The sequence below is a fragment of the Haliea sp. E17 genome (assembly GCF_048323675.1).
Lineage (GTDB): Bacteria > Pseudomonadota > Gammaproteobacteria > Pseudomonadales > Halieaceae > Mangrovimicrobium.
This window is the reverse complement of the sequence record NZ_JBLWFK010000004.1, coordinates 345,392-358,569: the sequence shown is the minus strand read 5'-3', so window position 1 is coordinate 358,569 and position 13,178 is coordinate 345,392. Positions and strand designations below refer to the sequence as shown.

General features: G+C 64.2%; 12 protein-coding genes. 9 read left to right on the top strand and 3 right to left on the bottom strand.

What is annotated here, in order from left to right; all coding sequences use genetic code 11:
• The first annotated feature begins 3 nt into the window (after positions 1-3).
• From ACNKU3_RS12145 to glp, 5 genes are all read left to right on the top strand, one after another.
• Positions 4-1,212: an MFS transporter gene (locus tag ACNKU3_RS12145; protein WP_418259735.1), complete on the top strand. Its 1,209-nt coding sequence runs from the start codon at positions 4-6 to the stop codon at positions 1,210-1,212.
• Positions 1,213-1,313: 101 nt separating this feature from the next.
• On the top strand, positions 1,314-1,859 hold the full coding sequence (gene ssb / locus ACNKU3_RS12140; RefSeq protein WP_418259734.1) for a single-stranded DNA-binding protein: 546 nt from the start codon (positions 1,314-1,316) through the stop codon (positions 1,857-1,859).
• A 147-nt stretch (positions 1,860-2,006) separates the two neighbouring features.
• Entirely contained in the window at positions 2,007-2,867 is an 861-nt protein-coding gene (locus ACNKU3_RS12135) for an SDR family oxidoreductase (protein WP_418259733.1), read from the top strand.
• A 15-nt stretch (positions 2,868-2,882) separates the two neighbouring features.
• Positions 2,883-3,413 (top strand): molybdenum cofactor biosynthesis protein B, encoded by a 531-nt coding sequence (gene moaB / locus ACNKU3_RS12130; RefSeq protein WP_418259732.1) that lies wholly within the window; start codon positions 2,883-2,885, stop codon positions 3,411-3,413.
• Positions 3,410-4,615 (top strand): gephyrin-like molybdotransferase Glp, encoded by a 1,206-nt coding sequence (gene glp / locus ACNKU3_RS12125; protein ID WP_418259731.1) that lies wholly within the window; start codon positions 3,410-3,412, stop codon positions 4,613-4,615. The genes moaB and glp overlap by 4 nt, the downstream gene beginning before the upstream one ends.
• Before the next feature lie 66 nt (positions 4,616-4,681).
• Here the strand turns inward: glp and fabB are convergent, their stop codons facing one another.
• Complete coding sequence (fabB, locus tag ACNKU3_RS12120; protein ID WP_418259730.1) at positions 4,682-5,908, bottom strand: beta-ketoacyl-ACP synthase I; 1,227 nt, start codon at positions 5,906-5,908, stop codon at positions 4,682-4,684.
• Between the two features lie 20 nt (positions 5,909-5,928).
• Positions 5,929-6,429, bottom strand: a complete 501-nt coding sequence (gene fabA / locus ACNKU3_RS12115) for a 3-hydroxyacyl-[acyl-carrier-protein] dehydratase FabA (protein ID WP_418259729.1) — start codon at positions 6,427-6,429, stop codon at positions 5,929-5,931.
• A 203-nt stretch (positions 6,430-6,632) separates the two neighbouring features.
• On the opposite strand from fabA, the gene ACNKU3_RS12110 reads away from it, so the two are divergent.
• The 4 genes from ACNKU3_RS12110 to ACNKU3_RS12095 all read left to right on the top strand — a co-directional run bounded on the left by ACNKU3_RS12110 (position 6,633) and on the right by ACNKU3_RS12095 (position 11,495).
• Positions 6,633-8,042: a mannose-1-phosphate guanylyltransferase/mannose-6-phosphate isomerase gene (locus tag ACNKU3_RS12110; protein WP_418259728.1), complete on the top strand. Its 1,410-nt coding sequence runs from the start codon at positions 6,633-6,635 to the stop codon at positions 8,040-8,042.
• Between the two features lie 21 nt (positions 8,043-8,063).
• Positions 8,064-8,894, top strand: a complete 831-nt coding sequence (galU, locus tag ACNKU3_RS12105; protein WP_418259727.1) for a UTP--glucose-1-phosphate uridylyltransferase GalU — start codon at positions 8,064-8,066, stop codon at positions 8,892-8,894.
• Positions 8,895-8,897: 3 nt separating this feature from the next.
• Positions 8,898-10,250, top strand: coding sequence for a phosphomannomutase (locus ACNKU3_RS12100; protein ID WP_418259726.1), 1,353 nt, complete (start codon positions 8,898-8,900; stop codon positions 10,248-10,250).
• Positions 10,251-10,325: 75 nt separating this feature from the next.
• The gene (locus ACNKU3_RS12095) at positions 10,326-11,495 is read left to right on the top strand and encodes a tetratricopeptide repeat protein (RefSeq protein ID WP_418259725.1); all 1,170 of its coding nucleotides are present in this window, start codon (positions 10,326-10,328) and stop codon (positions 11,493-11,495) included.
• Here ACNKU3_RS12095 and pgi read toward each other — a convergent pair.
• Complete coding sequence (gene pgi / locus ACNKU3_RS12090; protein WP_418259724.1) at positions 11,492-13,141, bottom strand: glucose-6-phosphate isomerase; 1,650 nt, start codon at positions 13,139-13,141, stop codon at positions 11,492-11,494. The two genes, ACNKU3_RS12095 and pgi, sit on opposite strands and share 4 nt — an antisense overlap.
• Positions 13,142-13,178 lie beyond the last annotated feature (37 nt).

Genomic DNA, 13,178 nt, shown 5'->3' with positions numbered 1-13,178 from the left:
CACGTGATCACCGAACACCCCATGACGCCACTGGAGCGGCGCTCCGTCGCCTCCCTGGCCACGCTTTACAGTTTCCGCATGATAGGCCTGTTTATGGTCCTGCCGTTGCTCGCCGTCTATGCGGCGGACATGCGCGGCGCCAGTCCCGCTATGATCGGACTCGCCCTCGGCGCCTACGGGCTCAGCCAGGCCCTGTTGCAGGTGCCGCTGGGCTGGCTGTCGGACCAGGTGGGACGCAAGCCGGTGATTATCGGCGGCCTGCTGATGTTCGTGCTGGGCAGCGTGGTGGCGGCCTTCGCGGACAGCATCTACGGTATCGTCGTGGGGCGGGCCCTGCAGGGCGCGGGAGCTATCGCCAGCACCGTAATGGCCCTGCTCGCCGACCTCACCGGCGAGGAGCAGCGGACCAAGGCCATGGCGCTGGTGGGCATGAGCATCGGCGGCAGTTTCGCCCTGGCCCTGGTGCTGGGTCCCCTGGTGGCCGGTTGGGCCGGGCTGTCCGGGGTGTTCTGGTTCAATGGCTTGCTGGCGCTGGCCGGCATCCTGGTCGTGCTCACCCGCGTGCCCACACCGGAAACCCGCGCCCGGGACGGGGCTGTCGGCGTCCGCAGCGGGCTGCTGCGGCGCTGCCTGACGGATCGCGCTCTGGGCCGCATGAATTTTGCGGTCTTCGCCCTGCATTTCACCCTGACCTCCCTGTTCCTGGTGGTCCCCGGGGCGTTGAGTGATGTGGCCGGCCTCGATCGCAGCGTCCACTGGCTGGTCTACCTGCCCGCCCTGCTGTTATCCGTGGCCGGCATGGTGCCGATGATGATCCAGGCGGAGCGTCGGGGGCGCCTGCACGGGATGTTCCTGCTGGCGATCGGCCTGTTGTTGCTGGCGGTCCCGCTGATCATTTTCGCCCCTGCGGCGCTGCCCCTGTACCTGGGTGTGCTGCTGTTCTTCATTGGTTTCAACTACATGGAAGCCACGCTGCCCTCGCTGGTCAGCAAGCTGGTCAGCGCCGAGGGCAAGGGAACCGCGCTCGGTATCTTTTCCACCTGCCAGTTTTTCGGCACCTTCTGTGGCGGTGCACTCGGCGGTTGGCTGCTGGGGCGCGGTGGACCCCTTTTGCTGGCGGCCTGTTGCGGCGGCCTGGCGGTCGCGTGGCTGCTCCTGTTCCTGCCCGGCGGCGCCGTGCCGGTGCCCGCACGCGCCGCGCCCTCCCGATAGGCGGCCCCGCTGGCCGGTTTGGCTGTCGCATTTGCCGGGTGGGGTTGCTATAGTCTGCCTCCTACCCGCACCGAAAAACCTTTAAGTACAGAGGAACAATTATGGCTTCACGGGGTGTGAATAAAGTCATCCTGGTCGGCAATCTCGGGGCCGATCCCGAGACCCGCTACATGCCTTCCGGCGGTGCCGTGACCAACGTCAACCTCGCCACCTCGGAAACCTGGAAGGACAAGCAGACCGGCCAGCCCCAGGAACGCACTGAGTGGCACCGGGTCGTGTTCTTCAACCGACTCGCGGAAATTGCCGGCGAGTACCTGCGCAAGGGCTCCAAGGTCTATGTGGAGGGTTCCCTGCGCACCCGCAAATGGCAGGGGCAGGACGGCCAGGACCGCTATACCACGGAAATCGTCGCCAACGAGATGCAGATGCTCGACAGCCGCGGCGGACAGGGCGGTGGTGGCGCTTACGAAGGCGGCTTCAACCAGGACAGCGGTGACAGCTACCAGGGCGGTTACGGCCAGGGTGCCTCCCGCCCGCAGGCCGCTGGCGCACCCGCGCGCGGCAACGCACCGGCCCCGAGTGCCCCACCCCAGAGCGCCCCGCCGCCGAACTTCGACGACAACTACGACGACGATATCCCCTTCTGATGCCAGCTCCGGCACGGCACCCGCCGTGCCCCGCATTTCTACCGGAACAATTGCTGTCACAGGCACGCGACACAGCGCATTTGTGATAACTTTCCGGATTGGTTCAACAAGGTTGGGCACAGCCCTTTCAGTCACAGGCCCAGACGCGTGCGCGTACTTATTCTCGGTTCAGACAGCCCTCTCGGGCACTCTCTCTCGGAACTCCTGGCGGAGTTGGGCAGGCATGAAGTCATCGGCCTGACCCGCGCCGCCTCCCGTTGGAAGAGCGAGCGCCACGCCAAGAAGGCCGTGCGTCGCGCCCAGGCCGATGCGGTGGTGGACATCCGGGTCGAGGCGGTCGCCGACGGCGGCCAGGAAATTGTCGAACTGGACCTCAAGCGCTGCCTGTGGGTGGCGAAATCCTGCCAAAAGGACAATGCCCGCCTCATGTTCGTGTCGAGTGCGCGGGTGTTCTCCGGCAAGCTCGACCGCATGTACAACGAGCAGGACGCGCCGGACAGCGACAGCAGTATCGCGCAGCTGCTGGCCGAGGCGGAGGATGTGATCCGCGACAACTGCGAACGACACCTGATACTGCGCCTCGGGCCGGTTTTCGCCAGCGAGGGGGCCAACCTGGTCACCCAGATGCTCGGCGGCATGATCCGCGGCGAAAACCTGGTGCTGGACAATAACCTGCGCGGCTGCCCGGTGGCCTGTAACGATGGCGCCAGGGTGGTCTCGGCAATTCTCGATCAACTGAGTACCGGTGCCGAGGTCTGGGGTACTTACCACTACTGCAGTTCGGAAACCGCCACCTACTACCAGTTCGCCGAAGCCATCCTCGCCGCGGCGTCCCAGTTCTCCGAGTTCAGTGCCGAGGCAGTCGCCCTGGAATCGCGGGACAAGAATGCCCCCTCGCTCAATCGCTCACTGGATTGCCGCAAGATTCGCGACACCTTTGCGATCAAGCAGATGCCCTGGCGGCGCTCCATTGCCGACCAGGTGAAAACCTACTTCCAACAGATGTAGTCCAGGAGTACCGAGATGGCCAAGGCTACCGACGATACAACCCGGCCGCTGGCAGTGGCCGTGCTTACCGTTTCCGATACCCGCAGTGAGGCCAACGATACCTCGGGCGACTATCTCGCCGGCGCGCTTGCGGCCGCGGGGCACCGCTGCGCCGAGCGCTGCATCGTCCGCGACGATATCTACCAGATCCGGGCAGTGCTCTCGCGCTGGATTGCCGACGCCGGGGTCGATGCCGTGCTGATCACCGGCGGCACCGGTTTCTCCGGGCGCGACTCCACGCCGGAGGCGGTCCTGCCCCTGTTCGACAAGACCATCGACGGTTTCGGCGAGGTGTTCCGCAGCCTTTCGCTGGCGGAAATCGGTTCCTCGACCATCCAGTCCCGGGCGCTCGCCGGCTTTGCCAACGAAACGGTGGTTTTCTGCATGCCCGGCTCCACCGGGGCCTGCCGGACCGCCTGGGAGGGCATTATCCGCGAGCAACTGGACAGTTCCCACCGGCCCTGTAATTTCGTCGGTGTGCTCAAGGTCCGGGACCGGGAGTCTTGAGCCAGCTGCTGCCGATAGAGGATGCACTGGCACGGATTCTCGCCAGTGCGCGCCCGGGACAGCCGGGAGTGGAGCAAGTCCCCCTGTTGCAGGCGCTGGGGCGCACCCTCGCCGACGATGTCGCTGCGACCATCGACGTGCCGCTGGACGACAACAGCGCCATGGATGGCTACGCCCTGCGCGCGGGCGACGTGCCGGGCAGCCTGCAGGTGAGCCAGCGGATTGCCGCGGGCAGTGTGGGCCTGCCGCTGGCTCCGGGCTGCGCGGCGCGTATCTTTACCGGGGCGCCCGTACCGGCCGGGGCGGACGCGGTGGTGATGCAGGAGGATTGCACGGAGCAGGATGGCCGGGTCACCGTCGGGCGCACCCTGGCAGTGGGCGAGAACGTCCGCCGTCGCGGCCAGGACATTCGCACAGGTGCTGTGGTGCAGTCCCGCGGGCGGGTGCTGAGGCCCCAGGACCTGGGGCTGCTGGCGTCCGTGGGCGTGGATCGCGTACCGGTGTATCGCCGGCTGCGGGTGGCGGTGTGTTCCACCGGCGACGAACTGGTGGAACCGGGTGGCGCGACGCTGTCGCCGGGGCAGTCCTACAATTCCAACCGCTTCACCCTGGCCGGTCTGCTGCAGGGTCTGGGCATGGAGTTTGTCGACGGCGGTATCGTGCCCGACGATCCCGAGGCCACCGCTCGGGCCCTGCGCGATCTCGCCAGCCGCGCCGATGTGGTGGTGACCTCCGGCGGGGTATCTGTTGGCGAGGAAGACCATGTACGCGCCCAGGTGGAAAAGCTCGGCCACCTCGACCTGTGGCGGCTGGCGATCAAACCCGGCAAACCCTTCGCCTTCGGTGAGGTTTGCGGCAGGCCATTTATCGGGCTGCCGGGTAATCCCACCTCGAGTTTCGTGACCTTCTGCCTGCTCGCGCGCCCTTTCCTGCTGGCCCTGCAGGGTGCGACAGAGGCGCCCTTGCCCGCGATACCGGCCAGCGCCGGTTTCCGGGTCGGCAGGGCGGGAAAACGGCAGGACTACCTGCGGGTGAGTCTCGAGCCGGTCGCCGGGGGATTGCTGGCGCGCCCCTATGACAACCAGAGCTCCGGCGTACTCAGTTCGGTCAGTCGCTCGACGGCGCTGGCGGTGGTGCCGCCGGATACCCTGGTGGAACCGGGTGACCCGGTACAGGTGTTGTTGCTGGATCTGCTGGCCTGACAACCCCGCGGCAGGCGCGGGGGAGTCGTTAGCCGGGGAGGGATGGCCCGCGCAGGCGGGCCGCTGCTATCCGCTGAATTTCTGGAAAACCAGGGAGGCGTTGGTGCCGCCGAAGCCGAAGCTGTTGGACATCACCCGTTGCAGGTCGACGTTGTCCTGGCGCTCCAGCACGATGGGCATGCCCTCGGCCTCCGGGTCCAGGTTGTCGATATTGGCCGAGGCGCAGATGAAGCCGCGCTGCTGCATCAGCAGGGTGTAGATGGCTTCCTGCACGCCGGCGGCGCCCAGCGAGTGGCCGGAGAGGGACTTGGTCGAGCTGATCGGCGGGGTGTAGCCGCGCTCGGCAAAGGCCTCGCGCACTGCTTTCAGTTCCTGGATATCGCCCGCCGGCGTGGAAGTGCCGTGGGCGTTGATGTAGTCGATCCGGCCGTCAACCGTGGACATCGCCTGGCCCATGCAGCGCTTGGCACCTTCCCCGGAGGGGGCGACCATGTCGTAGCCGTCGGAGGTGGCGCCGTAGCCGACCAGTTCTGCGTAGATTTTCGCGCCGCGGGCCAGGGCGTGTTCCAGTTCCTCGAGCACCAGCATGCCGCCACCGCCGGCGATGACAAAGCCGTCGCGGTCCGCGTCGTAGGCGCGGGAGGCTTTTTCCGGGGTGTCGTTGTACTTGGTGGACAGGGCGCCCATCGCGTCAAACAGGCTGGACAGGGTCCAGTGCAGTTCCTCGCCGCCGCCGGCGAAGACCATGTCCTGCTTGTTCAACTGGATCTGCTCCATGGCGTTGCCGATGCAGTGCGCGCTGGTGGAGCAGGCCGAGGAGATGGAGTAGTTGACGCCCTTGATCCTGAACGGGGTCGCCAGGCAGGCGGATACCGTACTGCCCATGGTCTGGGTGACGCGGTAGGGACCGACCTTGCGCAGGCCGCGCTCGCGGAGGATGTCCGCGGCCTCGGTCTGTTTGGCGGAGGAGGCGCCGCCGGAGCCGGCGATGATCCCGATGCGCTCGTTGGAGATCTGGTCGAGGTCCAGACCCGCATCGGCAATCGCCTGCTGCATCGAAATGTAGGCATAGGCGGCGGCATCGCCCATGAAACGCAGTACCTTGCGATCAATCAGGGCGGGAATGTCGATATCCGGGGCACCGGCGACAAATGACCGCATGCCCATGTCGATATGTTCCTGGCGAATGCCAATACCGGATTTACCCTCGTAGAGGGACCTGGCGACGGTCTCGGCATCGTTGCCAAGACAGGAAACAATGCCGAGGCCGGTAACTACTACTCGTCTGCTCATGGATTCCGAATAACCCCGTATTATTTGTAAAGGCCGACTCGCAGGTCGTTGGCGTGATAGATGTCGCGGCCGTCCACCGAGACGATGCCATCGGCGATGCCCATGACCAGCTTGCGTTCGATGATCCGCTTGATGTTGATCTGGTAGACCACCAGCTTCGAGGTGGGCAGGATTTCGCCGGTGAATTTGACTTCGCCGCAACCCAGGGCACGCCCGCGACCGGGATTGCCGCGCCAGCCGAGGAAGAAACCGAGCAACTGCCACATTGCGTCCAGCCCCAGGCAGCCGGGCATTACCGGGTCGGTGGGGAAATGGCAGTCGAAGAACCAGAGGTCGGGGGTGATGTCCAGTTCGGCAGTGATTTCCCCCTTGCCGTACGCGCCGCCTTCAGAGCTGATGCGGGTGATACGGTCGAGCATCAGCATCTGGTCGATGGGCAGGCGGGCATTGCCTTCACCAAAGAGTTCTCCGTGCCCGCAAGCGACCAGTTCTTCTTTGCTGAACGCGTTCTGTGCTGTCATGTGATTTCCGGTGGTCTCAGGGTGTGCCAGGTATGGGCGGTGGTAAGGGTGCCCATTCTATCTGTTGCGAGGGCCAAGGCCAACCGCGATCGACAGCGTCTGGCGGGAATCCTGCCAGTTCGATAAGATCAGTTTGCCGTGTTCCCTTGGAAGCGGTAAAAATAATAACGATGGCTGGATGCCTCCCAAAATCAGGAAACAACATGATTGTACCTATTCTCTTATCTGGCGGAGTCGGTAGCCGCCTCTGGCCGGTTTCCCGCGAAGCCCACCCCAAGCAGTTCCAACCCCTGGCGGGTGAACTTTCCATGCTGCAGGAAACCCTGGAGCGAACGCGGGGGCTCAATGCCAGCAGCCCGATCGTCGTGTGTAACGAAGAACACCGCTTCATGGTTGCAGAACAACTGCGCCAGCAGTGCATTGATCCAGGCGCATTGATTCTTGAGCCCGAAGGTCGCAATACCGCCCCTGCGGTTGCGCTGGCTGCATTGCATGCCGCGCAGGATGATCCCGGAGCGGTGTTGCTGGTGTTGCCGGCGGATCATGTCATTACCCGAGTGGAGGCGTTCAGCGAGGCGGTGCAGTCGGCCTTGCCTCTGGCCCGCTCCGGGCGCTTGGTTACATTCGGGGTAGTACCTACCAGCCCTGAGACAGGTTACGGATACATCAAGTGTGGGGCCACGCTGGGTGACAGGCTGCATGAGCTGGAACGCTTCGTGGAAAAGCCGGACGGCCAGACCGCCGCCGCCTACCTTGCCAGTGGCGACTATGTCTGGAACAGCGGCATGTTCATGTTTGCCGCCACCAGCTTCCTTGAGGAACTGGAGCAGTTCGCACCGCCGATCCTGGCGGCTTGCCGGGCCGCCATGGTCGGCGCCAAAACCGATCTCGATTTCGTTCGTCCCGATGCCGGGGCCTTCTCGGCCTGTCCCTCGGATAGCATCGATTACGCTGTCATGGAGCATACCCGGCGCGGTGCGGTGGTGGCTCTGGACTGCGGCTGGAGCGACGTCGGCGCCTGGTCGGCTCTGTGGGAGGTAGCTGAACACGACGCGGCTGGCAATGTCCTGCGCGGCGACGTGTTGCTGGACAATTGTAGTGACAGCTATTTTTATGCCGACTCGCGATTGGTCGCCGCTACCGGTGTGGAAAACCTCGTCGTGGTGGAGACCGCGGATGCGGTGCTGGTAGCTGCGCGCGACAGCGTGCAGGACGTGAAGCGCATCGTGCAGGCACTGAAGTCCAGCGAGCGCCCCGAGGTCTCACTCCACCAGAAGGTTTATCGCCCCTGGGGGTCCTACGAATCCCTGGTGACAGCTGAGCGTTTCCAGGTCAAGCGCATCATCGTCAACCCCGGAGCGGCGCTGTCACTGCAGATGCACCATCACCGCGCCGAGCACTGGATAGTGGTTCACGGCACGGCGGAAGTGACATGTGATGACAGGGTGTTTATGCTGGGAGAGGACGAATCGACCTATATCCCCCTCGGTCATCGGCACCGCCTGGCCAACCCGGGCAAAATTCCGCTGGAGTTGATTGAAGTGCAGTCCGGAACCTATTTGGGTGAAGACGACATAGTGCGTTTCGACGATCATTATGGACGCAAGAGCTGAATTTCCCACCAAGGAGTTTTCATGATTACCAAGTGTCTTTTCCCCGTTGCCGGTTACGGTACCCGGTTTCTGCCCGCCACCAAAAGCATGCCCAAGGAGATGTTGCCGATTGTCAACAAACCGTTGGTGCAGTACGGGGTAGAGGAGGCAATCGAAGCGGGGATGAAGACCTGTGCGTTTGTCACCGGTCGCGGCAAGCGTTCGATCGCCGACCACTTCGATATCAGCTACGAGCTGGAACACCAGATATCCGGTACCGGCAAGGAAAAGTACCTGCAGAGCATTCGCGGTGTGCTGGACAAGGGCGTATTCACCATGGTCCGCCAGCGCGAGATGAAAGGCCTGGGACATGCCATCCTGACCGGCCGCTCGCTGATCGGCAATGAGCCATTCGGCGTGTTGCTGTCGGACGACCTCTGCCTCAACGGCGAGGGCGACGGCGTGCTGAAGCAAATGGCCGCGCTGTACAACCAGTTCCGCTGCTCCATTGTCGCGATCCAGGAAGTGCCGATGGATGAGGTACACAAATACGGTGTCATCTCCGGCGAGAGCCTCAAGGAGGGTATCTACCGGGTCGATGGCATGGTGGAAAAGCCGGACCAGAAAGACGCACCTTCCAATCTCGCCATTATCGGCCGCTACATCCTGACCCCCGACATCTTCGAGATCATCGAGGACACCCCCCCGGGCGCCAACGGGGAGATCCAGCTGACCGACGCGCTGCAGATCCAGGCCCAGCGCGGCTGCGTGATGGCTTACAAGTTCGAGGGGCGGCGCTTTGACTGCGGTAGCGTTCCCGGCTTTGTCGAGGCGACCAATTTCGTCTACGAAAACTGCTACCAGGCAGATTAGGAGATGGGCGTGAAGGAAATTACCTGTTTCAAGGCCTACGACGTTCGCGGCCGGGTGCCGGACCAGCTCAACGAGGATATCGCCCGGCGTATCGGACGCGCCTATGCGGAGGTGATCAAGCCGGGCACGGTGGTGGTCGGTCACGATATCCGGCTCTCCAGTGAATCGATCAAGGCGGCGGTCAGCGAGGGACTCATGGAGCAGGGGGTGGATGTCTACGACATCGGCCTGTGCGGCACGGAGGAAATCTACTTTGCCACCTCCCACGCCAAAATGGGCGGCGGCATCGCGGTGACCGCGAGCCACAATCCCAAGGATTACAATGGCATGAAGTTCGTGCGCGAGGAATCGCGGCCGATTTCCGCGGATACCGGCTTGCAGGAAATCCGCGCCCTGGCCGAGCGCGATGAGTTTGAACCGGCTGCACAGCGTGGTTCCATGCATGTGCTGGATACCGACCAGGCCTACGTGGAACACCTGCTTTCCTATATCGATGTCGCCGCGCTGAAGCCCCTCAAGGTCGTCGTAGATGCGGGCAATGGCGGCGCGGGCAGGGTGATCGACCTGCTGGAACCCCACCTGCCCTTCGAGTTCATCAAGCTGCACCACAACCCCGACGGCAACTTTCCCAACGGCGTGCCCAACCCGCTACTGCCGGAAAATCGCAGCGCGGCAATCGCCGCGGTACGCGACAATGGCGCCGACCTCGGTATCGCCTGGGACGGCGATTTCGACCGTTGCTTTTTCTTCGACGAAAGCGGTGAGTTCATCGAGGGCTATTACGTCGTCGGCCTGCTGGCCGAAGCGTTCCTGCAGCTGGAGAAAGGCGCCAAAATCGTCCACGACCCGCGCCTGACCTGGAACACGATCGATGTGGTGAAGGCTGCTGGCGGCATACCGGTGCTGACCAAGTGCGGCCACGCCTTCATCAAGGAGCGCATGCGCAAGGAAAACGCGGCCTACGGCGGCGAGATGAGCGCCCACCATTACTTCCGCGATTTCGCCTACTGCGACAGCGGCATGATTCCCTGGCTGCTGGTTACCGGCCTACTGGCCAGCACCGGCAAGCCGCTGTCCAAGCTGGTCGCGGAGCGGGTGGCCGCCTATCCCTGTTCCGGGGAGATCAACCGCAGTGTCGATGACGCGGCGGCGGTATTGGCAAAGGCTGAGCAAGCCTACGCCGGTCAGGGCGAGGTCGACCACACCGATGGGGTCAGCGTGGACTGCGGTGAATGGCGCTTCAACCTGCGTATGTCCAACACCGAACCGGTGGTGCGCCTGAACGTGGAATCGCGCGGCGACAAGGCCCTGATGGAGGCGAAAACCGCCGAGTTGCTGGCACTGATCGAAGCCTGACGGCTGGAAGAGGCGTGCCGCACGCCGGGTGGAATCGCGCTATAATCGGGGGGTAATCGGCCCTCGGATAAGGTGATGATAAACATCGTGCGGCCCGTCTCTATAGCGCTGTTGTGCCTGGCCTGTGCCGGGTGTGCAGGCACTGCTTCAAGTGGTTCGGCGGCTCACGTCGACTCAATTGCCAGTTTTCGTCGCGACGAAGCGTTCGGGCCGCCACCGGATATCCCCTCTCCCGACGCGATTTACCAGCTGACAGACGCACAAACTGCCGCATTCGACATCTGGTTCAACGGTTCACGGCAGAGCCGGAATCCTCCCTACCGCCGGGTGGCGGATTACCTCAAACACATCACCGAGGACTTCAGTTATCGCGGCGATACCCTCCTCGCCAGCGAGGCGCTGGCGCAGGAGTCGGGCAATTGCCTGTCGCTGGCGATACTGACCACAGCCCTGGCGAGGCGCGCCGGCGTGGAAATCGATCACCAGTTGATGATCGATGCCCCGGTCTACCAGATTCGCGAGGGCGTCGTGGAGAAGGGTGTCCATGTGCGGACGCGGCTCAGCGACCCGGAATGGCTGCCGGAACAGGATATCCAGCTGCTGCGGCCCCCGTCGGTGGTTATCGATTATTTTCCCACCGGTCGCGAACGTTTTTTCGGCAACCTTTCCTTCGGCGAATTTACCGGGCGCTACTACCGTAACTTAGCGGTGGATGCGCTCGAGGCTGGCGAGCTCGACCGGGCCTACTGGTACACGGTGAGTGCACTCGAAGCGGCGCCCGCCGATGCAGAGTCACTGAACCTCCTTGCCGTGGTTTATCGTCACGCGGGCATGAACGAGCTCGCCGAGGACACCTACCGATTCGGTATCGCTAACACCGAATACCCACTGACCCTGCTGAAAAACCTGCGTTTGCTCCTGCTGTCCGAGGGACGCAGCGCGGAGGCAGAGCAGGTCGCACAACAGCTGTCGAGGATCGATGACCCCAGCCCGATGCGCTGGTACGCGCTGGGATTGGCGGCGCTGGGTGAGGGTGACTTCCGCGCGGCGGTCGGCTTTCTGGAAACCGCCGCGGAGCTGGCGCCCTACAGTGCCGAAATCCAGGGGGAACTCGCCAAGGCCTACTATTTCGCGGGCAAGCGCAGCAAGGCGAAGCAGGCCTTTGCCCGGGCAGTTGAGGCAGCCGAGGAGCCGGAATCGCGCTCGCTTTACCAGGGCAAGCTCGCAGTCCTGTCGCGGCGTTAGGCAGATTTGTCCTGGGCACTTCGCCACTCCGCAATCAGGCGCGCCGTCGCCGGATCCATGTCGCCCGCCACGTCCGGGTCCTCCAGCAGGCCGAGAATCTGCACGCCGATCTCCTTGCCCAGTTCAACGCCCCACTGGTCGAAGGGGTTGATGCCCCAGAGCACCCCGCTGCAGTAGGTGCGGTGCTCGTACAGCGCAAGCAGCGCGCCGAGCGTGGCTGGTGTCAGCGCGTCCATGGTGATCACGTTGTGGGGCTTGTTGCCGGGGATCACCAGGTGCGGCGCCAGCGCCGCGGCATCTTCCGCGCTGTAGCCGCGCGCCAGCAGGGATTGCGTGGCGGCAGGCTCGGAGCGCCCCACCATCATCGCCCGGCTCTGCGCCAGGCAGTTGGCCACCAGGCGGCGGTGCTGTTCGCTCATGCCAGTGTGGGTGGTGAACGGCAGGACGAAGTCGGCGGGGCACAGTTCGGTACCCTGGTGCAGCAACTGGTGGAAGGAGTGCTGGCCGATGGTGCCGGCGGAACCCCAGAGCACCGGACCGGTGGCGTAGCCCAGGGCGCCGCCGTCCGCACCGACCCGTTTGCCATTGCTCTCCATGGTCAGCTGCTGCAGGTAGTCGGGCAGGTGCGCCAGGCACTGGTCGTAGGGCAGGACCACGTGGTTGCCGGCGCCGAGCAGGTTGCGGTTCCAGATCTCCAGCAGGCTTAGCAGTACCGGCAGGTTGTCCGCCAGCGGCGCCTCGGCAAAGTGCCGGTCCATGGCGGCGGCACCGGCCAGAAAGTCGGCGAAGTTGTCCCAGCCCACTGAGATGGCGCAGGACAGGCCGATAGCCGACCACACGGAATAGCGGCCGCCCACCCAGTCCCAGATCGGCAGGCAGTTTTCCTCGGCGATGCCGAACTCGGTGGCCGCCGGGATATTGGTGGTGATGGCGAGGAAATGCCGGGCGAGATCGGCATCCGTCGCGCCGGCAGCGCGCATCCAGTCGCGGGCGAACAGGCTGTTGGTCAGGGTTTCCTCGGTGCGGAAGGACTTCGAGCAGACCACGAACAGGGTGGTCTCCGGGTCGAGCTCGAGCAGGGTGTCCTGCAGGTCGGCCGGGTCTACGTTGGCCACGTAGTGGCAGGCGATGCCGCCCTGGTAGGGACGCAGGGCCTCGGTGACCAGGCGCGGGCCCAGGTCGGAACCGCCGATGCCGATGTTGACGACGTCGGTGATGGCGTCGCCATTAAATCCCTTGTGGGTACCGCTGTTGATGAGCGCGGCAATGTCGCGCATGCGCAGGCGAGTGGCTTCCACCTGCGCGAACTTGTCCTCCAGTCCCGCCGGGGCAGTGGCTGCCCGCAGCAGGGAGTGTAGCGCCGGCCGCGCCTCGGTGTTGTTGACGCTGTCGCCGCGCAGCAGGGCCTGGATATGGGCGGGGAGGTCCGCCTCGTTGGCGAGTTGCAGTAGCGCAGCCAGGGCTGGAGGGTCGAGCAACTGCCGGCTGAAATCGAGCCCCAGGCCGGCACCGCTGCGGGAGAATGCATCTTCCCGGCCAGGCTGGCCGGCGAAGAGATTTGCGAGTGTTGCTCCACGCAGGGCCAGCGCCTGATCCCGAAGTGTTGAAAAGGCGGGATACAGGTCCAGTCGTGGTGCGGCGGGCATGGCGGGGAGTCCTTACTACGGGAAGCGATTGCTTTCG